The organism is Eggerthella timonensis (assembly GCF_900184265.1).
In the GTDB taxonomy this organism is placed as follows: Bacteria; Actinomycetota; Coriobacteriia; order Coriobacteriales; family Eggerthellaceae; genus Eggerthella; species Eggerthella timonensis.
Genome location: NZ_FXXA01000002.1, coordinates 1,448,899 through 1,472,625 on the forward strand (window position 1 = coordinate 1,448,899; position 23,727 = coordinate 1,472,625).

A 23,727-nucleotide genomic window follows, 5' to 3' on the forward strand; every position below is an offset into this window, starting at 1 on the left:
TTTCCCATACGGGCGTTTCTTGCCACTCCTATGACCTGGTAAAACATGGTATATTGCCTGGTCATAGGCGTGTGGAGAAGTGTCAGAAAACGCCCCTTTTGGCAGCGTCGCAGACCGCGCATGGCGTGCGGGCGCTCACGCATCCCACACGACGCATGCGACCTGCGGCACGCGCACGTGCGCGACGGCCCGCACCGCGCCGTCGGCGGCGTCGCGCGCGAACAGGCACACGTCGTCGCTCGCAAGGTTCGCCACCGCGAGGAACCGCCCGTCGGGAGACAGCGAGAAATGCCTCGGCCCCTTCCCGCCGGATGGAACGTCGCAACGACCGCCGACCGATCCCCGCTCGTCCACGTGGAAAACGACCAGCTGGTCGCTTCCGCGCACCGACGCGTACAGCTGCCGCCCGTCGGGCGCGAACGCGACATGGGCCGCCAGCGCATCGCCGCCCGGCGTCTGCGGAAGCGCCAGCTGCTCGACGATCCTCCACTGCAGCCCGCCTTCGCCGATGCGGAACACAGCCACGTCGCACGCCAGCTCGTTCACCAGCGCGGCTATCGGCAGCCGCGGATGGTACGCAACCATGCGCGGCCCCGAACCCGCTGGCACCTGCACGGTTTCCACGGGGTCCGGCGCGATCGCGCCGGATGCGTCCACCTGGTAGATCACGAGCGCGTCGATGCCGAGATCGACCGCTGCCAGCAGGCGCGTTCCCGGCACGAAGCTCAGCGAGTGCACGTGGGGCGCCTCCTGCCGGTCGTCGCGCAACCCCCTTCCCTCATGGCGCCGCGACGGCAGCCCTGCAACGAGCCGTCCATCCTCCAGCAGCGCGCAGCAGCCGACGGAGCCGCTCAGGTAGTTCGCGCCGTACAGGCTGCGCCCGTTCGGATCGGGCAGCACGAAGCAGGTGCCCGCATCAAAGGGCGCGGTGCATGCTCCACGGCAGGCCAGCGAGCCGTCGGCTGCGATGGCGTAGGAAGCCATGCGCCCGCATGCGTCCAGCTCATGCGCGGCGTAGAGGAAGGACCCGCGTCGCGCGAGATACGTCGGATTCGGCGCGCATCCGTCCGTGCGCACGACGCGCGCCGCGCCGCGCCCCACGTCGAAGGCGATCGTGGAGATGCCGTCGCGCCCGGATCCGTCGGTATAGCCGCCTGCGAACAGCCGCCGTGCCCCGGTGCTGGCTCCGGGGGTCACGAGCGCTCCTCGGCCAGCTCTTCGCGGTTCAGCACGCCGAAGCGCCGGTACAGCGGCAGTGTCGCGAACCGGTTCCATGCCGTGATCAACGGCCCCGTGAAAAACGCGGCGATCACCGTGAACACGCCGATGGGCCCGCCCACCAGGATGGCGATGATCGTCACGGAAATATCCTGGGTCATGCGCACCGGCGTGTACGAGAACCGCGTCCGCGCCACGATGACGGGCGCGATGGCGTCGATCGGCGCCACGCCCATGCGCGTTTTCAGGTACAGCGACACGCCGAGGGTGAACAGCAACGTGCCCACGACGAGGTGCGCGCCGGCGCTGACGAAGCCCTCGGACGGGGGGAGGAATCCCAGCAGCCACGTGAAGAGCTCGATGAGGTAGCCCACGCCCGCCATGTTGATGAGCGTGCCCAGGCCGATCTGGTACTTGTCGAACGCGAACACTGCAACGAGGATCACCAAGTTCACGAGCAGCTGGAAGGTGCCGAAATCGACGCCCGCCAGCGAGCTCAGGCCGAGGTTCATGGCGGTGAACGGGTCGACCCCCACGTTTCCGACGCGGCACACCGTGGTGCCAAGCGCGATGCACACGACGCCGATGCACGAGCACAGCAGCTTGCCTGCGAGGTTGTAGGTGTGGCGCAGGTCCATCCATTTCGCCATGAGCCGTCGCCTTTCTCGTGCGGATGATACGTCGATCGCCCAGTATGGCGCGACCCTCGCGCCTTCGCGTCGCCGCACGGCGTTTGTGCGGGGGCCGTCAAGGCATTGGCACGCAGTCGACTACTGGGGCGTCGCATATGACACGTTGTCATATCGAACGCTCCCGTTTTGTGCGATACTGGCCCCAGCGTAAAAGCGTCCGAGCGCGAGAGGCGAAGGAGGGGATGTGTTCAGCGTACTGGCGGTGGGCTATCTGTTCCTCGGCGGCGCGGGCGCGGGGGCTATCGCGGTCGCATCGATCCTCGACCTTGCTTGGGTGAAGGCCCCGTTTGGCGCCGCGTCGCGCATCTCCATCGGCGAGGCGACGCCCCTCGAGCGCGTGGCGGCCTTCGGCATGCTCGTCGGGTTCGCGGCGCTCGCGCTCGGCGTGCTGTGCCTCCTGCTCGACCTCGGGCGCATCGACCGCGTCGTCGCGCTGCTGCTGCGGCCCTCGCCGACGTTCCTCACCGTGGGCACGTACGCGCTGGCGGCTCTCGCGGCCTGTGCAGCGTTCCTCGCGGCGGTGCGGTTCGCCTACCTGCCGGACGTCCCGCGCGGCGCGGTGCGCGCCGTCGAGGCGATAGCGGCCGTCGTGGGCGTCGTGGTGATGCTGTACACGGGCCTGCTGCTGCAGAGCATGGGCGCGGTGGCGCTGTGGGCGTCCCCGCTCGTCCCGGTGCTGTTCGCGCTGTCGTCGCTTTCCTGCGGCATCGCGGTGCTGCTGATCGCGGCGTTCTTCGTGCCGGCGGACGCGGCCGTGATGCGGCTCGTGCGCGCGCTCGCGCGCGTCGACGCCGCCGTCATCGTTCTCGAGGCCGCAGCTGCGGCGCTGCTCGTGGCGGTGGCGCTCGGCGGCGACCACCCCGCTGCGGCGGCATCGGCCGAGCGCCTCGCGAGCGGCGACCTCGCCCCGTGGTGGTGGGCGGGCTTCGCGCTGTGCGGGCTCGTCGTCCCACTCGTCGCGGAGGTGGCGTGCGCCGCCCGTCGCGGCTTCGGCCATGCGCTGCATGCGGCGCTTGCCGTGGCGGCCGTGCTCGTGCTCGTGGGCGGGTTCAGCATGCGCACCGCCCTGGCCGACGCCGGCGCCCATCGCGATCTCGCGCTCGAGGCGCCTCTGAGCGGCCCCATGTCCCAAATGGGGACAGTCCCCGTTTGGGACATTCCGAACGACTCCGGCGCGACGGCGCGCCAAGCGGACTAGAAAGAGCAGACACGTGGCCCTCTTCGAGATAAACGAGAAAAGCAGCATCCCCATCTGGTTGCAGCTGAAGAACCGGTTCATCTACCTCATCACTTCGGGGTACTACAAGCCGGGCGACCAGCTGCCCACCGTGCGCGGCCTCGCCGCGGACGTCGAGGTGAACTACAACACGGTGAGCAAGGTGTACATGAGCCTCGAGCAGGACGGCTACATCCAGTCCAAACGCCGCCAGGGCGCGTTTGTCCTCGATGTGTCCGACAAGCCGGGCGTCAGCATCTCGTCCACGGCCGAGATCGTCACGAGTGAGTATCTCAAGCGCTGCTTCGAACTGGGCATGTCGCTGGAAGACGTGGAGCAGCAGTTCGCGCTCAGCATGAGCGAAGCGAAAGCCAAGCGGGCCGCCGGCTAAAGGCCGCGCGCCCGAACGCGAAGGGAGATCGTTCTATGAAACGCGATACGCGAAAGGCGGCGTCGGTCGGCGCCGACCTGCCGAATGCGACCGCTGCGAGCGCCGTGCCCGCCTATGCCGACGCCCGCGGCATGCCCGACGGCATCCGCGCGACGACCAGCCGCAGCCGCGCGTCCCGCAACGGGGCCGTCGTGTTCGCCGTGGTGGTGTTCGCGGCGGCGTTCGGCATCGTGCTGGCGGTTGCGCAGGCGGCCTTCGGCGAGATCGGCCTCGTCGCCCTCGCGGCGGCGGTCGTGATCGCGTGGCTGACGTCCTCGTCGGTGCACATCGTGCTGGAGTGGGAGAAGGCGGTGGTGCTGCGCCTGGGCAAGTTCAACCGCGTGGCGGGCCCCGGCATCGTGTTCACCTGGCCCATCGTCGAATTCTACACGCTGCGCATCGACCAGCGCGTGGCCACCACGTACTTCGGCGCCGAGGAGACGCTCACGAGCGACCTCGTCCCCATCAACGTGGACGCCGTGCTGTTCTGGATGGTGTGGAACGCGAAGAGCGCCACCGTGGAAGTGGAGGACTACGCCTCGGCCGTGGCCTGGATCGCCCAGACGGCCATGCGCAAGGCCATCGGCTCCACCACCGTGTCCGAGGTGGCCACGCGCCGCGACCAGCTGGACGAGCTGCTCAAGGAGGCCATCGAGGAGAAGCTCAACCCCTGGGGCATCACGATCATCGATGTGGAGATCCGCGACATCGTCGTGCCGAAGGAGCTGCAGGCCGCCATGGCCATGGAGGCCGTCGCCGAGCGCAAGAAGAACGCCCGCATGGTGCTGGCCGAGGCCGAGAAGGACATCTCCGAGATGCTCAAGGACGCATCCGAGGTGTACGCCGGCGACGCCGACGCCATGAAGCTGCGCACGATGCACCTCGCCTACGAAAGCGTCGAGCAGTCGGGCGGCACCCTCGTCATCCCGAGCGCCTTCAGCGAAGGCTTCGTCGACAACGCGCCGGGGGAGGGTATCACGAGCAAGGGCTGATCCGCTGCGCCGCACGCGCGAAAACGGGGAAGAGAACGCGAAAGCGGCCTGCGAACGATCGCTTTCGAGTATGCGGCGCAAGCTATGATCGGCGCAATCAGCAAAAGAACCACCAGGTCAACCTTATATCCTAAAAATAGAATAGTCTCCTGTCATATTCTGTCATACATCGTTATTGATAATCATAGTGACGTATGGCAGAATGCGGGGCAGAAGGAATCGGCCGATTTCTGATATGAAGGGGACATCTCGGAAAACGCGCTCGTGCGCACCGACGCGCCGCGCATACGTGAGGGGACAGCCGTTCGCGGAACGCTCACCTTCATCCGGACATCCCCGAGGCATTCTGCAGCAAGAATGGAGGAGGAGACATGTCGGAAACGAAGAGCCCGCACGGCGGACTCACGCGCAGGAGCTTCCTGAAGACGACCGGCGCCGTCGCAGGCGTCGCAGCCGTCGCGGGGACGGGCGCCGCCTTGACCGAGCTCGCGCCGAAGGCGTACGCGGAAGGGGCCGTCGCCGTCGATGGCGAGCAGGTGTTCCGCACGTCCTGCCGCGGCAACTGCGGCAGCCGCTGCCCGCAGGAAGTGGTCGTGCGCGAGGGCAAGGTCGTGCGCACCACCGCAGCGCAGCTGCCGGGCGATGACAACGTGCGCCGTCGTCTGTGCGTGAAGGGCTACACCCAGCCCCAACGCCTGTACGAGCCCGACCGTTTGAAGTACCCCATGAAGCGCGCCAGCTGGAGCCCTGAGAACCCGAACGGGGAAGCGCGCGGCAACGGCGACTGGGAGCGCATCAGCTGGGACGAGGCCATCGATATCGTGTCCACGCAGATCGGCGCCATCATGGAGCAGCACGGCCCCTCGTCGGTGGCCCTGTGGACGTCCTACGGTTCCAACAACGTGCTGAACGGCACGTCCGCCGGCTTCATGTCGGTGGCCTACGGCCGCTTCATCACGTCCACCGGCATCACGGTGCTCGGAGCGAGTGCCGACTACGCCCAGCTCAAAACTCAGATGTCCGACCTCGCCGTCACGGGCAACGACTGCGCCGACATCGCCAACGCCAAAACCATCATGGCGTGGGGCGGCAACCCGGCCGAGGCCTACATCCACGACTGGCAGTTCGTGTGCCAGGCGCGCGAGAAGGGCGCCAAGCTCATCACCATCGACCCGCAGTTCACGGCATCGGCCATGCACTCGGACGTCTACGTCCCTATCCGCCCCGGCACCGACGGCGCGCTCATGCTGGGCATGGCGAACTACATCGTCGAGAACGGCCTGGTGGACGAGGACTTCATGAAGCAGAAGACCGTCTCGCCGCTGCTCATCAAGGAGGACGGCACGTACTTCCGCATGAGCGACCTGGGCGTCGAACCTACGCAGGGACCCATCAACCCCTACACGGGCCAGCCGAGCGTCATCGATCCGAACGTCGTGTGGGACGCGGCGACGGGCGGTCCCGTCATGGCCGCCAAGGCCGCCGACCCAGTGCTGCTGGGCAGCTTCGAGCACGAGGGCACCGCGGTTCAGACGGTGTACCAGAAGACGCTCGACTCCATCAAGGAATTCACGGTGGAGAAGGCCGCTGAGATCTGCGACCTGCCCGTCGAGACCGTCGAGATGCTGGCGAAGACCTACGCCACCGAGGGCCCCGTCGCCGTGCTCACGTACCAGGGCATCGGCCACCACGTGAACTCGCATCACAACTACAAGAACCTTTCGCTCATCGGCGCGCTCACCGGCAACGCGGGCAAGCCCGGCGCCATGCTGTTCCGCGCCTACGGCACGTCCATGCCCACGAACTCCGCCGAGTACATGCTGGGCAAGGTGGCGCTCAACATCTGCGGCATGTACCTGCCCCAGATCCTCGAGACGAAGCAATGGGCCGGCAAGGAGCTCGACATCCGCATGCTGTTCTGCACGAACGGCAACATGCTGTCCTGCGAGTCGGGCCGCACGAAGCTGGTCGAGGCCGTGAAGAAGGTCGACTTCGTCGTGTGCGCCGACGTCAACCTCACCGACACGGCGCGTTACGCCGACGTGCTGCTGCCCGTCACGCACGCCTACGAGACCGAGGACTTCGACGGCGGCGGCTCCACGCCGTTCCCCACGTACTACCACAAGGTGATCGACCCGCTGTACGAGTGCAAGACCGATCTCGAGATCATGCGCCTCATCGCCGACAAGCTGGGCATGAGCCAGATCTACGCCAAGTCCGACGAGGAGTTCCTGCGCGCCGTCATCGACACGCCGGCCAACATCGCGGGCGGCTGCGGCTACGACGACTTCCATAAGGACAAGCCCGTGAAGAACTACGCGTTCACGGAGAAGTCGCTGGTGGACACGTTCGCCAACACGCCGACGCAGCGCCTGCAGTACTACATCGAGAAGCCCATGCCGCGCAACAACTTCGGCCAGGAGATCGCCGACTACGAACGCCTGCCGCACTACGAGCATGCCAACGAGGCCTACTGGGAGAACCCGTTGCGCGAGAAGTACCCGCTCATGGGCTGCAGCGAGCACCCGAAGTACCACGTGCATTCGCAGTGCGCCCACACGCCGTGGCTGCGCGAGCTCGAGCCCGAGCCGCTGCTCAAGGTGAACGCTTCCGACGCCGCCGCGCGCGGCATCGAGCAGGGCGACTACGTGCGCGTGTACAACGACCACGGGTACGCCGTGCTCAAGGCGCGCGTGACCGAGGGCATCAAGCCGGGCGTCGTCTCCATCCCGCACGGGTGGCAGGCCGACCAGTTCGTCGAGGGCCACACGCAGGACCTCACGAACATCTTCATGAACGATTTCGTCTCGAACAGCGCGTTCTACGATTTCCTCTGCGAAGTCGAGAAGTACGAAGGGGGTGAGCGGTAATGGCCCATTACGGAATGGTCATCGACACGAAGCGGTGCGTAGGCTGCAATGCCTGCTCCATGGCGTGTAAGATGACGAACAACCTGCCCGATGCGAACTGGTGGAGCCGCGTGCTCACCGAGGGCGGCGACGAGATCGACACGCCGGCCGGCATCTTTCCCGACGTGTCCATGCGCTACATCCCCGTCAGCTGCCAGCATTGCGAGAACCCGGCCTGCACGAAGGTGTGCCCCGTGGGCGCCACCTACAAGGATCCTGAGACGGGCGTCGTGCGCCAGGACTACGACAAGTGCATCGGCTGCCGCATGTGCATGGCGGCGTGCCCGTACACCGGCGTGCGCTCGTTCAATTGGGACGAGCCGAAGTATTCCGTCGAGCATGCCGTCGGCGACGCGGACATCGCGCCGCACCAGAAGCACACGGTGGAGAAGTGCACGTTCTGCTACCAGCGCCTCGCGCGCGGCGAAGTGCCCGCCTGCATGGACCTGTGCCTTGCCCGCGCGCGCCACTTCGGCAACCTTGACGACCCGGAGTCGGAGGTGTCGAAGCTCATCAAGGAGCGCTCGTACGAGCAGCTGCTGGCGAGCGAAGGCACGAAGCCGTCCGTGTACTACCTCGTGTAAGGGGGAGAGATCATGACTGAGAACGTATCGGCGGCCCAGCCCGCCAAGGCTCCTGCTGCCAAGTTCGGCGGTAAGGGGCTCACCATCGCCATCGCAGTGGCCGCGATCGTCACGGTGGCGGGCCTGGCCCTGTGGGTGTTCCAGCTCACCGGCGGCATGGTGAACACCAACATGCGCAACCTCGACTCGTGGGGGCTCTACATCACGATGTTCATGTTCCTCGTAGGCCTGTCCGCCGGCGGCCTCATCATCTCGAGCGCGCCGCGCGTGTTCGGGGTGGAGGGCTTCGGCGGCATCTCGAAGATCGCCGTGTGGACGTCCATCTGCTGCACGGTGCTGGCCATCGGCTTCGTGGTGGTCGACCTCGGCCAACCGCTGCGTTTGTGGGAGCTGTTCGCCTACTCGAACCTGGGCTCGCCGCTGATGTGGGACATCATCGTGCTGGGCACGTATCTTATCCTGTCCATCGTGTATTTGTGGGCGATGCTGCGCTTCGAAGGCGGCAAGGGTTCCGCGACGGGCCTGCGCGTCGTGTCGGCCATCGCGCTCGTGTGCGCCGTGCTCGTGCACTCGGTGACGGCTTGGATCTTCGGCCTGCAGCAGGGGCGCGAGATGTGGCACACCGCGCTGCTCGGCCCCTGGTTCGTGTCGTCGGCGCTCGTGTGCGGCGTGGCCCTCGTGCTCGTCGTGGTCATCGCGCTGCGCCGCGCCGGCTATCTGCAGCTCGACCAGAAGCACGTCGTGAAGATGCTGAAGCTGCTGGGCGTGTTCGTGCTGGTGGACTTGTACTTCTTCGGCTGCGACCTCTTGACCGAAGCCTTCCCGGCCGGATCGGGCGCCGACATCGTGGCCATGCTGACCACCGGAGCGCTGGCGCCGTTCTTCTGGATCGAGGTGCTGGGCTGCGCCGCCACCGCCGTGATCGCCTTCACTCCGAAGCTGCGCACGAACCCGCTCATCGTCCTCGCCGCGGTGCTGGCCATCGTGGGCATCTTCTGCAAGCGCGTGCAGCTGCTCGTGGGCGGCTTCCAGATCCCGAACCTCGACATGCCGGCCGTCGTGTCGGGCCCGGGGCTCGCGGATGCGGGCGCGGCGCTGCAGAGCGCGGGCGGTGCGATGGTGTACTTCCCGTCGCCGCTCGAGTTCGGCGTCATGGCAGGCGTCGTCGGGTTGGGCGCGCTTCTGCTCCTGCTGGGCCTTAAGTTCCTGCCGTTGAAGCCCGCCGAGCAGTCGCACTAGATGGGAGCGTCCCATAGGGGGGCTGTCCCCCTATGGGACATTTCGGACGCGAGCCAACGCGCGGGGCGCCTTCCTCCAAGGGCGTCCCGCGCGCAGTGAAGGGGCGGTGCATGCGGTGCTGAGAAAAACGGTCATCACCCTGGTGACGTTCTTCCTCGTGGGGGCCGTGGTGTTCGGCGCCGCAGCCGCCGCGAACCCTGCCGTGGGGCTTCCCCGCGCCATCGAGCCCGATTCGGCCTGTCCGGCAGTGGGCTGCGCGTCGGGGTCGTGCCATGGTTTCGGCGACGTGCCCCAGCCTGACGGCGAGCACGAGATGGTGTGTCCCGAGGCGGGCTGCGCAAGCATGGAGTGCCATGCGTGGGACACCTTGGCGACGCGCTACTACCGGGCGTCCGACGCGAGCCTGAACCTGTGGATCCTGGCGCCGGTGGCCCTCGTCGGGCTGCTCGTCCTGATCGTGCGGAAGCTGTAGGGGGGGCGATGACCGGGTGAAACGGACGCTTCTTATCGATGCCGCAGCGCTCCTCGTGTACGCGGCTGCGGCCACGCCGGCGCTCACGGGCGTGCCCGTGCACGAATGGCTGGGCCTGGCGCTGCTGGTGCCGGTGCTCGTCCATTGCGTGCTGCATGCGGATTGGGTCGCGACCACGCTGGTGCGGCTCGGCCGCGGGGCGGGGCCGGCGCGCGTGGGGCACCTGGCGCTTGACGCGGCGCTCCTCGTCGCGTTCATGGTGGTGCTCGTGTCGGGCCTGGGCATTTCGGGCACCGTGCTGCAGGCGTTCGGCCTGTACGTGGACGGGTACTACGCGTGGGGGCCTCTGCACGCCATCGCGGCGAAGGCGTTGCTCGCCCTATTGCTCGTCCATGTGGCCGTGCATGCGGGGTCGCTGTACAATCTGCTGAAACGACGCGGCGCCCCGAAGGCGCTCGCGCACGACGACGGAGGTTTGAGCGATGAGCACCGATCCGCTTGAGGCGCGGCCCACGCTGCGCGCGTGGCTCGACGAGTACGCCGACATCGAGGCCGACTACCTGGCGCAGCTTGGCCGTTGGGGCATCCGCATCGCGCCGTGCGATGCTGACCCGGACGCCGTTCGCGCGGCGAAGGAGCGCCTGCGCGCCAAGGGCGCGCGCTTCCGCAACGGCGATGCCAGCATCGTGTGCGGCGGGCTGTCGTCGGCGTGCGTGGCCTGCACGGGCGGGCGGGGGAGCAAGACGTTCTTCCTGTCGCTCGCGTGCAACCGTTCCTGCTACTTCTGCTTCAACGCCAACCAGGCCGACTACGCCGACCACCTGCGCCTGAACGACGCATGGCGCGACGAGGTGGACGCGTTCGCCGCCGCGTGCGGCGGCGACGTCACGCACGTGGGGCTGACGGGCGGCGAGCCGCTGCTCCACGCCGACGAGGCCGTGGCGTTCTGCGCCTACGTCCACGAGCGTTTTCCCGATGCGCATATCCGGCTGTACACCGCCGGCGACTTCCTCGACGAGCCGCTGCTCGCGCGCCTGCGCGATGCGGGGCTCGCGGAGCTGCGCATGAGCATCAAGCTCGACGACGGCGAGGACGACATCGACGACGCGCTCGCGCGCCTGGCGCTCGCGACGCGCTTCATACCCGATGTGATGGTGGAGATGCCCGTGGTGCCCGGCACGGGCGAGCGCATGCGCGCCCTGGTGCACGAGCTCGACCGCCTGGGCGCGTTCGGCATCAACCTGCTGGAGTTCTGCTACCCCCTGGGCGCCTGGGACGAGTTCGGGCGCCGCGGCTTCGCGGTGAGGAACCCGCCGTTCCCCGTGCTGTACAACTACGGCTACGCCGGCGGCCTGCCCATCGCGGGCAGCGAGCTTCTGTGCCTCGAGCTGCTGGAATTCGCGCTCGACGAGGGGCTGTCGCTCGGCGTGCACTACTGCTCGCTCGAGAACAAGAACCGCGACCAGATATGCCTGCAGAACGCCGACTGCCTGCCGGGCGACGGCGTGTACGAACGCGACGAGCACGACTTCTTCCTCAAGACGATGAAAGTGTTCGACGGCGACGTGCCCCTCGTGCAGCGCGCGCTCGAAGCGTGCGGCGTCGGCGCGTTCGCGCTGGAGGACGAGGGCCGCAGCCTGGCCTTCCACCCGCGCCACGCCGCGGCCGTGCAGGGCCTTCCCGTCGTGCTGTGCCGGTCGTACAACGTGCTGGAGGAGTCCGCCGACGGCACCGTCGTGCGCGAGTTGAAGCTGGAGCCCGTATCCTGCTAGGGCGCTCAGCCTTGCCGAAACGCGCCGTTCTTGCCACGCCGTCGATCGGGCAGCACATGTTGAATAGCCTGGTCGGGGTCGTGTGAAAACCTGGCAAGAAGCGTCCGTTCTGGCTGGGCGTAAGCCCGTGCGGCCGCCTCGGTGTCGCGTTCCCCCGGCCCCCGGGCCCCCGGACCTCCGCGCTTCGTTGCAGATCGGCAGCGCCTGCCGGCGCTTCCGCGATCTGTGCTATCCTGTTCCGCTGCAAAGCAATCATTCGAACGGAACGCAGGACCATGGAATTCAGATCCCTCCACCTTGAGGACAAGGCCGCCATCGACGACGTGCTGCTGCCGCTCGGCCGCAACGACTCGGCGCTCGGGTTCGCGAACCTCTACTCGCTCACCGAGAAGTACGGCACCCAGATATGCCTCGAAGACGGCACGCTGTTCGTGCGCCAGCTCGAGCGCGTCCCGGGGGCGATCGCCTACTACCCGCCGCTCGGCACCCGCGACATCGCCCGCGACGTCCGCAGGCTCCTGGACGAAGCGCGCGCCGAAGGCCACGAGCTGCGACTGGTGGGCCTCTCGCCCGAGGAGCGGCAACGGCTCGACGCCGACCTGCCGGGCGCGTTCGACTTCTCCTCCGACCGCAATTTCGCCGACTACCTCTACCTCACCGACACGATCGCGGCGTACGAGGGCCCCGGGCTGGCGAAGAAGCGCCGCGAGACGAACAAGTTCTTCCAGCTGTACGGCAGCGAGGCGACCTTCGAGCCCATCACCCTCGACTGCATGGACGAGCTGCGCGCCTACCAGCAGCGCTGGTTCGAGACGAGCCGTCGCCGCGGCACCGACGAACATCCTCTCGAACTCGAGCATCGCAAGATCCTGCTCGACATGGACTGCTTCGAGGCGCTCGATCTCGAAGGCATCCTCCTGCGCATCGGCGGAGTCGTCGAGGGGTACGCGTACGGCAGCGTGCTGCCCGGCGGCGCGTTCGACGTCATGGTGCTCAAGGGCAATCTCGACTACCGGTTCGTGTGGCGCGCGCTGCTGCGCGAGCTGGCCCGCTTCTGCGTCGGCAAGGCGGCCTACCTCAACCTCGAAGAGGATCTCGGCCTGCCCGGCCTGCGCGAGAACAAGATGAGCTACCAGCCTTGCGCCCTCATGGAGAAGTTCCAGGGCCGCCTGCTGTAGCGCCGTCGCGAAGCGGACTGCCGCCGGACGCGCGAATTGCCGATCCGCTGTTAAACCGAGATTGACATTTCGCAGACCGGCGCCGCACGGGATCCTTCGACCCGCTTGCGCTCGCTCAGGATGACGATCCGGCCGGGCCTATGTCAATCTTGGTCTAACAGCGGAATCGCCGAGTTCCAAGCGATTTTTGCGTTTTGCGAACGCACAGGGCCTCAGCGGAGCATTGTCCGCAGCATCGGACTTCGCCGACCTGGGACGATGTCCGCCCTCTCGTGCGCGCTCTTCGCCGATAACGCTCGAAAGCGTCTGAATCGTTCGCAAAACGAAAAAATCGCTTTCCGCATCGCGATTCGCGTGCCCGGAGACGGCAACGATCCTGAAACGCGAGAACGCCCCGGACCTGCCGGGGCGTTCTCGTGCGGGGAAGGGCGGCGCGCTACTTGAGGATGCGCCGCGTGGCGAGCGCCGCGCCCGCAATGGCTGCCACGCCGGCCGACGCGAGCGCCACGCCCAGCGGCCCCTTGAGCGTGTCGTCGCCGGTTTGGGTGAGGCTCGAGGTTTTGGCGGCGCCGCTTGCCTGCTCTTCCTCGTTCGCCTGCGCGGCTCCGTCGGACTTCGGCAGGTCGCGCGGCTCGGAGTTGGCGGTCGAGGGCTCCTCGAGAGAGGTCTGCTCCTTGTCCACTACTTCCTGGGTCGGTTCGTTCGTCGCGGAGGCGCTGGGGCCGGTTGCGGTTTCGGTCTCGGGCGCCGTCGGCTTCTCGGACGGTTTCGCGGTCTCGGGCGCCGTCTCCTCGGGAGGGGTCGTGCTCGCGGGCGGCTTCGCGTCTTCGGACGGTTTCGTGTTCTCGGCGGGCGGAACGGTCGTGCCGTCTTCCTTGTCGTTCGGCTTGACGACATCGCTCGAGCCGTTCTGATCGGTGCCGTTGTCGGCGGGCGGGGTGGTGTCCTCGGGCTTTTGCGGCTCGTTCGACGGCTTGTTCTCGGGTTCGTTCGGCGGGTTTCCGTTGTCCGTCGGCGGGGTGGTGTTGTCCGGCGGCAGCGTGCCGTTGTCGGCGGGCGGGGTGGGGTCCTCGGGCTCCTGCGGCTCCTCGGCCGCCGGCGGCTCCGGCTTCCCGGCGGTTTGGCCGAGGATATCCAGATACGCCGCCTTCTCGTTTCGGTACCGGTTTTCCCAGCCCTCATGGTACTGCGGCTGCCCCTGGTAGAACTCGCCTACGTGCGCCACCACATAGTCGCACAGCACCGTGACGAACTCCTCGTCGGTCATGTCGTTCGTCAGCCCGGCGCCGGGGTAGTCGTAGCTGTTGTAATAGGTGCCGTTCACGTACCCGTCGGACCAGCCGCCCACGAACTTGTGCCATCCCGACGTGCCGAACAGGTTCGCCAGGCCCCAGCAGAGGCTCTTCACGGAATCGGAGCGGTTCGCTATGTCGATGCCGCGGCTCGCGAGGTAGTTCTCCGCGGGCGCGTAGTAGTTCTCGTACGCGTAGCTGTCCTGCAGCCCTGCGAATTCGGTGGGGTTGTAAGCGTAGGCGGTGTGCCACGAGTCGTTGAGTCGCTTGCCCACCTCGGTGAGCTCCCCGGCATCCCAGTCGTACAGATCGCCCGAGATGTCGGTGCTCGCCACCCACCCGAACATCGCATAGTTCGTGGAATCGTAGTTGTAGCACGCCATCAGGAAGCTCTTGAGCGCGTAGCGGTTGTCGAACTGGTAGTAGCCCATCGCGTGGTACCCGTCGCCCCACGAGAGCCCCTGGTCGTAGTTCTGGCCGCTCTCGAACCGGGCGAAGTACTTCATGTTGTCCGAGAGGCTCATCGGCCCGAACGACGAGCGCGAAAGCGGCGCCGCCAACGAGCGGGCGATCGACGCGCTGGAGCCGTCGGAGTAGAAGTCGGCTTTGTCGTAACCGGCCGGCTTGGCCGCGTCGCCCGAGGGGGCCGCGTCGGCGGTGCCCGAGCTTTCGTCGTCTGCGGGCGTTTCTTCCGCGAACGCCGCGCCCGGCAACAGGCCGCATGCGAGGGAGAGCGACACTCCCAAGGCGAGCGCCTTCGGCGTGGTGGATTGTCCCATGAGGACCTCCTAGTTCTGCAAGTATGCTGCGTTTCAACTTCGTTTGTAGTATGTCCGCGCCCGTGGGCGCCGGAACCTATAGTCTCGCATGCCGATTCGAGGGCCGCAGCTGAGGCTCCTCGAATTCCATATCGTCGTAACGAACAAAACAAAAGTCTCCCACGGGAAATCATGACGATACGGCTCCGTTTTTCGCCGCGAATCGAAAGAGTTTCCTTTCCATCGTCCCAGTTGAACACGCGAATCAACAAAGAATTTCCACAGTTCGTAAAAATTTTCCTTGACTCGCCTTGACTTCCGACGTATCTTAGGCAATTGCGACTTTTTCGCAGAAATGCGGGTGCACATGAAGGAGGAAAAGCCTCGTGGCTCAAGGAAAAACGACTGATCAGACCAGCCTTTATAGGGATCGGCGAAGCTTCGCTAAGATCCCGGACGTCATGGACGTCCCCAACCTCATCGCCATCCAGACGGACAGCTTTGAGTTTTTCAAGGGCGAGGGCCTGGCGCAAGCGTTCCAGGATATCAGCCCCATCGAGAACAACACCAAGGACATGTGCGTGGAGTTCGGCAAGCATGAGTTCGGCGAGCCGAAGTACACGGTGGACGAGTGCAAGGAGAAGGACGTCTCCTACCAAGCGCCGCTGTTCGTGGAAATCCGCTTTATCAACCGCGAGACCGGCGAGATCAAGGAGCAAGACGTCTTCATGGGCGACTTCCCGCTCATGACGCCGCGCGGCACGTTCATCATCAACGGCACGGAGCGCGTCGTCGTCTCCCAGCTCGTGCGCTCCCCGGGCGTTTACTTCGCCTCCGAGCGCGATAAGGCATCCGACAAGGTGCTGTTCAACGCGAAGGTCATCCCGAGCCGCGGCGCGTGGCTCGAGTTCGAAACCGACAAGCGCGACATCCTGTCCGTGCGCATCGACCGCAAGCGCAAGCAGCCGGCGACGCTGCTCGTGCGCGCCCTCGGCCTGGCCGAGACGCGCGAGGAGATCATCGAGCTCCTCGGCAACGACGAGATGGTGCTGCGCACGCTCGACCGCGACCCGGCCACCACGAAGGAAGAGTCGCTCATCGAGCTGTACAAGCGCTTCCGTCCCGGCGAGCCGCCCACCATCGACTCCGCCCGCACGCTGCTCGAGGGCCTGTTCTTCAACCCGCAGCGCTACGACCTGGCGAAGGTCGGCCGCTACAAGATCAACAAGAAGCTGGGCTTCGACCCCGACTACGAGGCCTCCACGCTCACCAACGACGACATCGTGCGCACGATGCAGTACATCGTGGCGCTCCATGCCGGCGACGAGGGCGTGCAGACCGACGACATCGACCACTTCGGCAACCGTCGCATCCGCACGGTGGGCGAGCTGATCCAGAACCAGTTCCGCATCGGCCTGTCCCGCATGGAGCGCGTCGTGCGCGAGCGCATGAGCATGCAGGAGCCTGACGAGATCACGCCGCAGAGCCTCGTGAACATCCGCCCCATCGTGGCGGCCATCAAGGAGTTCTTCGGCTCCTCGCAGCTGTCCCAGTTCATGGATCAGACGAACCCCGCCGCCGGCATCACGCACAAGCGCCGTCTGTCGGCCCTCGGCCCGGGCGGCCTGTCCCGCGAGCGCGCCGGCTTCGAGGTGCGCGACGTCCACACGTCCCACTACGGCCGCATGTGCCCCATCGAGACGCCTGAAGGCCCGAACATCGGCCTCATCGGCTCGCTGGCAACCTACGCTCGCATCAACCCCTACGGCTTCATCGAGACGCCGTATCGCCGCGTCGAGAAGGGCCTGGTCACGGATATCGTGGACTACCTCACGGCCGACGAGGAGGAGAACTACACCATCGCGCAGGCCAACGACCTGTTCGACCCCGAGACCCGCAAGTTCGGCACGTTCGACGACGAGGGCAACTTCCACGAGGCCGTCCGCGTGCTCTGCCGCACGAAGGACGCCGCCGGCGTGTTCGGCGAGCCCGACGAAGTGGCGCCCGAGCTCGTCGAGTACATGGACGTGTCCCCGCGCCAGATGGTGTCGGTGGCAACCTCGCTCATCCCGTTCCTCGAGCACGACGACGCGAACCGCGCCCTCATGGGCTCGAACATGCAGCGCCAGGCCGTGCCGCTGCTGCGCCCGAACGCGCCGCTCGTCGGCACCGGCATCGAGCACCGCATCGCGGTCGACTCCGGCGAGATCCTCGTCGCCCAGAACCCGGGCGTCGTCGATTACGTCGACGGCCAGACCATCATCGTGCTGAACAACGACGGCGAGTACGACGAGTACCTCGTGCCGAAGTTCCAGCGCTCCAACCAGTCGGGCTGCATCAACCACCGCCCCATCGTCCGCAAGGGCGACGAGGTGCAGGCGGGCGACGTGCTGGCCGACGGCCCCAGCTGCGACGGCGGCGAGCTCGCGCTCGGCCAGAACCTCATGGTGGCCTACATGCCGTGGGAAGGCTACAACTACGAGGACGCCATCATCGTGTCCGAGCGCGTGGTTGCCGAGGACCTGCTCACGTCCATCCATATCTCCGAGTACGAGATCGACGCGCGCGACACGAAGCTCGGCCCCGAGGAGATCACCCGCGAGATCCCGAACATCTCCGACGACATGATCAGCGACCTCGATGCCGACGGCATCATCCGCGTGGGCGCCGAGGTGTTCCCGGGCGACGTGCTGGTGGGCAAGGTCACGCCGAAGGGCGAGACGGAGCTCACGGCCGAGGAGCGCCTGCTGCGCGCCATCTTCGGCGAGAAGGCTCGCGAGGTGCGCGACACGTCCCTCAAGGTGCCCCACGGCTCCGGCGGCCGCGTCATCGGCATGAGCCGCTTCAGCCGCGATGCCGGCGACGAGCTGGCTCCCGGCGTCAACGAGCTCGTGCGCATCTACGTGGCCCAGAAGCGCAAGGTGCAGCAGGGCGACAAGCTGTCCGGCCGCCACGGCAACAAGGGCGTCATCTCCCGCGTGCTGCCGGTGGAGGACATGCCCTACCTCGCCGACGGCACCCCGATCGACGTCATCCTCAACCCCCTGGGCGTTCCTTCCCGAATGAACGTCGGCCAGCTGCTTGAGAACCACCTCGGCTGGGCTGCGAAGTGGGGCTGGGACGACGCGGAAGAGACCGACGCGGTGGTCGAGGGCCCGATGCACGTGGCCACGCCCGTGTTCGACGGCGCCACGGAGAAGGAGATCTCCGACGCCATCGAGAAGGCGAACCGCAACCTCATCAACAAGAACCATGCCACGTACGGCGACCTGGCGCGCGACGAGTTCGTGCCCCAGCTGTCCCGCACGGGCAAGACGTGGCTGTACGACGGCCGCACGGGCGAGAAGTTCCGCGAGCCCATCACCGTGGGCCAGAGCTACATCCTGAAGCTCGGCCACATGGTGGACGACAAGATCCACGCCCGCTCGACCGGCCCTTACAGCCTGATCACGCAGCAACCGCTCGGCGGCAAGGCGCAGTTCGGCGGTCAGCGCTTCGGCGAGATGGAAGTGTGGGCGCTCTACGCCTACGGCGCGTCGAACGTGCTGCAGGAGATCCTCACGGTGAAGTCCGACGACACCGCGGGACGCGTCAAGTCCTACGAGGCCATCGTCAAGGGCGAGAACATCCCGGCCGCCGAGGTGCCCGAGAGCTTCAAGGTGCTCGTGAAGGAAATGAAGTCGCTGTGCCTGAACGTCGAGCTGGAGGGTCACGATCATCGTACGATCGACGTGACGCAGGAGATCGACGGCCAGGAAGACGGCGATCGCGCGCTGTACGAGGCCATCGCTGCCGACGCGCGCAAAACTGAAGAAGACGACGCGGCCAATGCGCTCGACAGCATTGCCGCCGAGCTGGGAGAGCTGATGGGCGATAGCAACAACGATACGAACGACCTGATCGGTGAGGGAGAGGAGCGATAAATGACGACGGAATTCGACGTAAGCAATTTCGATGCCCTGCGCATTTCGCTCGCCAACGCCGAGGACGTGCGCAGCTGGTCGCGCGGCGAGGTGAAGAAGCCCGAGACGATCAACTACCGCACGCTCAAGCCCGAGAAGGACGGCCTGTTCTGCGAGAAGATCTTCGGCCCGACGAAGGACTGGGAGTGCGCCTGCGGCAAGTACAAGCGCGTGCGCTTCAAGGGCATCGTCTGCGAGCGCTGCGGCGTCGAGGTGACGCGCAGCAAGGTTCGCCGCGAGCGCATGGGGCACATCGAGCTGGCTGCCCCGGTCAGCCATATCTGGTACTTCAAGGGCTCGCCGTCGCGCCTGGGCTACCTTCTGGACATCGCGCCGAAGGAGCTCGAGAAGGTGCTGTACTTCGCGTCCTCCATCATCACCTCGGTGGACAAGGAGGCTCGCGAGGAAGACGCCGACGAGCTGCGTGACGAGCTGGCCGCCGACCTCGAGGAGCTGGACGCCGAGCGCGACCGCCTCGTGGAGGCCACGCGCAAGCTGTCCGTGGACTACGTCCCCGAGGACGACGACTTCGTCGACGACGTGGACGAGGACGAGCGCATGACGGCCGAGGAGGTCGACGAGGAGATCGCCGACATCTACGAGGAGTTCAACGAGCGCAAGGCGCTGCGTCAGGACGCCTTCGACGCCTTCATGAAGATCGAGCCGAAGCAGCTTGTGCCGGACGAGGCCCTCTACCGCGAGATGCGCCTCAACTACCGCGACTACTTCACGGGCGGCATGGGCGCCGAGTCCGTGCGCGACCTGCTGGACGCCATGGACCTGGCCGCGACGGCCGACGAGCTGCGCGACGTCATCGCCAACGGCAAGGGCCAGAAGCGCGCCAAGGCCATCAAGCGCCTCAAGGTGGTCGACGCGTTCCTCAAGTCCGAGAACAAGCCGACGGACATGATCCTCGACGTCATCCCGGTGATCCCGCCCGACCTGCGCCCCATGGTGCAGCTCGACGGCGGCCGCTTCGCGACGTCGGATCTCAACGACCTGTACCGTCGCGTCATCAACCGCAACAACCGTCTCAAGCGCCTGCTGGACCTCGGCGCGCCCGAGATCATCGTCAACAACGAGAAGCGCATGCTGCAGGAGGCCGTCGACAGCCTGTTCGACAACGGCCGCCGCGGCCGCCCCGTCACGGGCCCGGGCAACCGTCCGCTCAAGTCGCTGTCCGACATGCTCAAGGGCAAGCAGGGCCGCTTCCGCCAGAACCTGCTGGGCAAGCGCGTCGACTACTCCGGCCGTTCGGTCATCGTCGTCGGCCCGCAGCTCAAGCTGCACCAGTGCGGCCTGCCGTCGCAGATGGCGCTCGAGCTGTTCAAGCCGTTCGTCATGAAGCGCCTGGTCGAGCTTGAGTACGCCGCCAACATCAAGGCCGCCAAGCGCGCCGTCGATCGCGGTGCCAGCTACGTGTGGGACGTGCTGGAAGAGGTCATCACCGAGCACCCCGTGCTGCTGAACCGCGCACCTACCCTGCACCGTCTGGGCATCCAGGCCTTCGAGCCGGTGCTGGTCGAGGGCAAGGCCATCAAGCTGCATCCGCTGGTCTGCACCGCCTTCAACGCCGACTTCGACGGCGACCAGATGGCCGTGCACGTGCCGCTGGGCGCCGAGGCGCAGGCCGAGGCCCGCGTGCTCATGCTGTCCGCCAACAACATCAAGTCGCCGGCCCACGGCCGCCCGCTGACCGTGCCCACGCAGGACATGATCATCGGCCTGTACTACCTCACGGCAGCCCGCGACGGCTTCGAGGGCGAGGGCCGCTCGTTCATCGACTTCGACGACGCCATGAACGCCTACGACGCCCGAGCCGAGCTCGACCTGCAGGCCAAGATCTGGGTGCGCCTCTCCAGGGACACGCAGGTGGCCACGGCCTTCGGCGTGTTCGAAGAGCACAAGGCCGGCGAGCGCATCGAGACGACCATCGGCCGCATCACGTTCAACAACGTGCTGCCCGAGGACTACCCGTACCTCAACTACGAGATGAACAAGAAGGAGATCAGCCGCCTCGTCGAGGACGTGTGCAACCGCTACGAGCTGTCCAGCGTGCCGGCGATCCTCGACGGCCTCAAGGACGCGGGCTTCCACTACGCCACGCGCGCCGGCGTCACCGTGTCGGTGTACGACGCCACCGTGCCGCCGAACAAGGGCGAGATCCTGGCTGCCGCCGACGAGAAGGTCGCGGCCATCGACGAGGACTACGAGATGGGCCTCATGAGCCCCGACGAGCGCCACAAGCAGGTCGTCGACATCTGGAACGCCGCGAACGAAGAGGTCGGCGAGGCCATGGCCGAGAACTTCGACAAGTTCAACCCCATCTACATGATGGCGTTCTCCGGCGCCCGCGGTAACATCAAGCAGATCCGCCAGCTGGCCGGTATGCGAGGCCTCATGTCCGACCCGAAGGGCGAGATCATCGACCGCCCGATCAAGGCGAACTTCCGCGAGGGCCTGTCGGTTCTGGAGTACTTCATCTCCACGCACGGCGCCCGTAAGGGTCTGGCCGACACCGCGCTGCGTACCGCCGACTCGGGATACCTGACCCGCCGCCTCGTGGACGTGGCCCAGGACGTCATCATCCGCGAGATCGACTGCGGCACTTCCGACGGCGTGCCGTACCCGCTGCACAACGAAAAGGGCGACGTCGACGAGAACCTCATCGGCCGCTGCCTGCTCAACGACGTGGCGGGCGCCGACGGCGCCGTGCTGCTGGCTGCGGGCGAGTACATCACCCATATGGACCAGCTCAAGGCCATGGATGCCGCGGGCGTCGAGACGCTCGTCATCCGCACGGTCATGACCTGCCATGCCGAGCACGGCGTGTGCCAGAAGTGCTACGGTTGGGACCTCGCCACGTCGCGTCCGGTGAACATCGGCACGGCGGTGGGCATCATCGCCGCCCAGTCCATCGGCGAGCCGGGCACCCAGCTCACCATGCGTACGTTCCACACCGGCGGCGTCGCCGGCGAGGACATCACCCACGGTCTTCCCCGTGTCCAGGAGCTGTTCGAGGCGCGCAAGCCGAAGGGCCTTGCCGTCCTCGCGGAGATCTCCGGCACGCTGCAGATCTCGGGCGACAAGCAGTCCAAGACCATCACGATCCACGACCAGCAGGGCAACTTCCGCGAGTACGTCGTGTCGGCGCGCGCCCAGATGCTGCCCGGCGTGACGGACGGCTGCGAAGTGAAGGTGGGCCAGCAGCTCACCAAGGGCTCGGTGAACCCGCACGACCTTTTGCGCCTCACCGACCCGAACACGACGCTGCGCTACATCGTGAGCCAGGTTCAGGGCGTGTACGTGTCCCAGGGCGTGGACATCAACGACAAGCACATCGAGGTCATCGCGCGCCAGATGCTGCGCAAGGTGGCCGTCATGGACGCCGGCGAGTCCGACTACCTGCCGGGCCGCCAGGTCAACCGCTTCGAGTTCGAGGATGCCGCCAACGCGCTCATCGCTGAGGGCAAGGAGCCGCCCGTGGGCCAGCCGCTGCTGCTGGGCATCACGAAGGCGTCGCTGGCCACGGACTCGTTCCTGTCGGCCGCCTCGTTCCAGGAGACCACGAAGGTGCTCACCGACGCCGCCATTGAAGGCAAGATCGACCACCTGGCCGGCCTCAAGGAGAACGTCATCATCGGCAAGCCGATCCCGGCGGGCACGGGCCTTTCGCGCTACCGCGAAGTGGGCCTCACCTACAAGGGCCGCCCGGTTGCGCCGGTGATGGGCGAGACGCTGCCCGACTTCGCGCCGGAAGCGCTTCGCGACATCGAGGAGCTGCTGCCGCAGCCGCAGGATTGGTCGCTCGACGGCGACGGCTACCTCAACATGGGCACGAACTACGGCAGCTACTACAGCGGCCTGTCGCTGGGCCATCGCGGCCCGCAGCTGTCCGACGAGGACGCGCGCCTGTACATCTACGACGATCTGGGCGTGTCGCAGCGTTGGGCCAACAAGTTCTCCGAGGCGGGCATCGAGACGGTGGCCGACCTCGTGGGCCACACCGAGGAGGACCTGCTGCGCATCGAGGGCATCGGCGTGAAGGCCATCGAGGAGCTGAAGGAAGGTCTCGACGCCCACGAGCTGACGCACGTGATCGAGGACGACCTCGCGGCCACGAGCGACGACATGAGCCAGCTGCTCGACATGGTGTTCTCGCCTGACGACACCATCCTCATCGGCGGCGACGAGCCCCCGACCTTCAATACCGAGGGCGAGGACATGCTGGGCGAGGCCCTGCCGCCGCGCTCCTACCAGCGCAATCTGGAAGAGCTCGACGCGCTGCTGGGCTCTGTGGGATCGCTGGGCTTCGGTCTGACCAGCAAGGATGAGGAAGAAGCATCCAACGCTGACGACGACGTCGAGGAATAGCATTGACGGGGGCGCGCTTTCGGCGCGCCCCCTTTCGCTGTGCCCGCTGCGTCTCCTTCCCTCGCAAGGGCGTTTGGATTGCGGGACCTGCACGTCGTGCGGCCGTCCCAAGGGAAGGAGCCGCATGATCATCTCGAAAGGCATCATCCCATGTCGAACAAAACCTATCTCCCCTCCGGCGAGACGCCGCCTCCGTCCCAGATAGGGGCCACGCTCGAGGCGCTTGCCGCCACCATCGCCGCACGGCGCGATGCGGGGGAGGAAAGCTATACGAACCGCCTGCTCACCACCTCGCCCGACGAGGTGCTGAAGAAGGTTATGGAAGAGGCGGGCGAGACGGCGCTTGCGGCGAAGGACGTGGAATCCTGGGCTTGCTCGTCGCTCGCGGCGTCGCTCGCGGCGGGCGGCATCGACGAGGCGGAGCGGCTTGCCGTGGATCTGCCGCCCGAGTACGACGCGGCGGTCGACCATCTGCGTTACGAGGCGGCCGACATGGTGTACCACCTGCTCGTCGTGCTCGAACGCTACGGCATCGGCCTCGACGAGTTCGCCGCCGAGCTCAATGACCGCATGGTGGAGGGGGAGCGCCCGAGCGGCGCCGTCCGCTTGCACGAAGAACACGTGAAACGGGGGAAATAA

16 protein-coding genes are annotated in these 23,727 nt (G+C 66.6%); 13 read left to right on the plus strand and 3 right to left on the minus strand.

Going from position 1 to position 23,727, the window contains the following annotated elements; all coding sequences use genetic code 11:
- Nucleotides 1-135 precede the first annotated feature (135 nt).
- Entirely contained in the window at nucleotides 136-1,197 is a 1,062-nt protein-coding gene (locus C1A15_RS06010; RefSeq protein WP_245864945.1) for a lactonase family protein, read from the minus strand.
- Nucleotides 1,194-1,868 (minus strand): YczE/YyaS/YitT family protein, encoded by a 675-nt coding sequence (locus tag C1A15_RS06015; RefSeq protein ID WP_101721706.1) that lies wholly within the window; start codon nucleotides 1,866-1,868, stop codon nucleotides 1,194-1,196. The genes C1A15_RS06010 and C1A15_RS06015 overlap by 4 nt, the downstream gene beginning before the upstream one ends.
- Before the next feature lie 226 nt (nucleotides 1,869-2,094).
- Here C1A15_RS06015 and nrfD (C1A15_RS06020) point away from each other — a divergent pair, with 226 nt between their 5' ends.
- The 10 genes from nrfD (C1A15_RS06020) to C1A15_RS06065 all read left to right on the plus strand — a co-directional run bounded on the left by nrfD (C1A15_RS06020) (nucleotide 2,095) and on the right by C1A15_RS06065 (nucleotide 12,702).
- Nucleotides 2,095-3,108, plus strand: coding sequence for an NrfD/PsrC family molybdoenzyme membrane anchor subunit (gene nrfD, locus C1A15_RS06020; protein WP_101721707.1), 1,014 nt, complete (start codon nucleotides 2,095-2,097; stop codon nucleotides 3,106-3,108).
- Nucleotides 3,109-3,121: 13 nt separating this feature from the next.
- Complete coding sequence (locus tag C1A15_RS06025) at nucleotides 3,122-3,517, plus strand: GntR family transcriptional regulator (RefSeq protein ID WP_101721708.1); 396 nt, start codon at nucleotides 3,122-3,124, stop codon at nucleotides 3,515-3,517.
- Nucleotides 3,518-3,552: 35 nt separating this feature from the next.
- On the plus strand, nucleotides 3,553-4,548 hold the full coding sequence (locus C1A15_RS06030; protein ID WP_101721709.1) for a slipin family protein: 996 nt from the start codon (nucleotides 3,553-3,555) through the stop codon (nucleotides 4,546-4,548).
- Nucleotides 4,549-4,919: 371 nt separating this feature from the next.
- Nucleotides 4,920-7,418, plus strand: coding sequence for a molybdopterin-containing oxidoreductase family protein (locus C1A15_RS06035; RefSeq protein WP_101721710.1), 2,499 nt, complete (start codon nucleotides 4,920-4,922; stop codon nucleotides 7,416-7,418).
- Nucleotides 7,418-8,041: a 4Fe-4S dicluster domain-containing protein gene (locus C1A15_RS06040; protein ID WP_101721711.1), complete on the plus strand. Its 624-nt coding sequence runs from the start codon at nucleotides 7,418-7,420 to the stop codon at nucleotides 8,039-8,041. The genes C1A15_RS06035 and C1A15_RS06040 overlap by 1 nt, the downstream gene beginning before the upstream one ends.
- A gap of 12 nt (nucleotides 8,042-8,053) precedes the next feature.
- Complete coding sequence (gene nrfD / locus C1A15_RS06045; RefSeq protein WP_101721712.1) at nucleotides 8,054-9,280, plus strand: NrfD/PsrC family molybdoenzyme membrane anchor subunit; 1,227 nt, start codon at nucleotides 8,054-8,056, stop codon at nucleotides 9,278-9,280.
- Nucleotides 9,281-9,395: 115 nt separating this feature from the next.
- Nucleotides 9,396-9,752 carry a hypothetical protein gene (locus tag C1A15_RS06050; protein ID WP_101723725.1) on the plus strand — a complete coding sequence of 119 codons (357 nt, stop codon included), beginning with the start codon at nucleotides 9,396-9,398 and terminating at the stop codon, nucleotides 9,750-9,752.
- Between the two features lie 16 nt (nucleotides 9,753-9,768).
- A complete protein-coding gene (locus C1A15_RS06055) occupies nucleotides 9,769-10,254 on the plus strand; it encodes a DUF4405 domain-containing protein (protein WP_101721713.1) in 486 nt (161 codons plus the stop codon).
- The gene (locus tag C1A15_RS06060; protein WP_101721714.1) at nucleotides 10,235-11,524 is read left to right on the plus strand and encodes a radical SAM protein; all 1,290 of its coding nucleotides are present in this window, start codon (nucleotides 10,235-10,237) and stop codon (nucleotides 11,522-11,524) included. Before C1A15_RS06055 ends, C1A15_RS06060 begins: the two co-directional genes overlap by 20 nt.
- A 275-nt stretch (nucleotides 11,525-11,799) precedes the next feature.
- Nucleotides 11,800-12,702, plus strand: a complete 903-nt coding sequence (locus C1A15_RS06065; protein WP_101721715.1) for a DUF2156 domain-containing protein — start codon at nucleotides 11,800-11,802, stop codon at nucleotides 12,700-12,702.
- 436 nt (nucleotides 12,703-13,138) lie between these two features.
- Here the strand turns inward: C1A15_RS06065 and C1A15_RS06070 are convergent, their stop codons facing one another.
- Nucleotides 13,139-14,773: a VgrG-related protein gene (locus C1A15_RS06070; protein ID WP_101721716.1), complete on the minus strand. Its 1,635-nt coding sequence runs from the start codon at nucleotides 14,771-14,773 to the stop codon at nucleotides 13,139-13,141.
- Between the two features lie 365 nt (nucleotides 14,774-15,138).
- On the opposite strand from C1A15_RS06070, the gene rpoB reads away from it, so the two are divergent.
- The 3 genes from rpoB to hisE all read left to right on the plus strand — a co-directional run bounded on the left by rpoB (nucleotide 15,139) and on the right by hisE (nucleotide 23,727).
- Nucleotides 15,139-18,675, plus strand: a complete 3,537-nt coding sequence (gene rpoB / locus C1A15_RS06075; protein ID WP_101721717.1) for a DNA-directed RNA polymerase subunit beta — start codon at nucleotides 15,139-15,141, stop codon at nucleotides 18,673-18,675.
- On the plus strand, nucleotides 18,676-23,088 hold the full coding sequence (locus C1A15_RS06080) for a DNA-directed RNA polymerase subunit beta' (RefSeq protein WP_101721718.1): 4,413 nt from the start codon (nucleotides 18,676-18,678) through the stop codon (nucleotides 23,086-23,088).
- A 150-nt stretch (nucleotides 23,089-23,238) separates the two neighbouring features.
- Nucleotides 23,239-23,727, plus strand: coding sequence for a phosphoribosyl-ATP diphosphatase (gene hisE, locus C1A15_RS06085; RefSeq protein ID WP_101721719.1), 489 nt, complete (start codon nucleotides 23,239-23,241; stop codon nucleotides 23,725-23,727).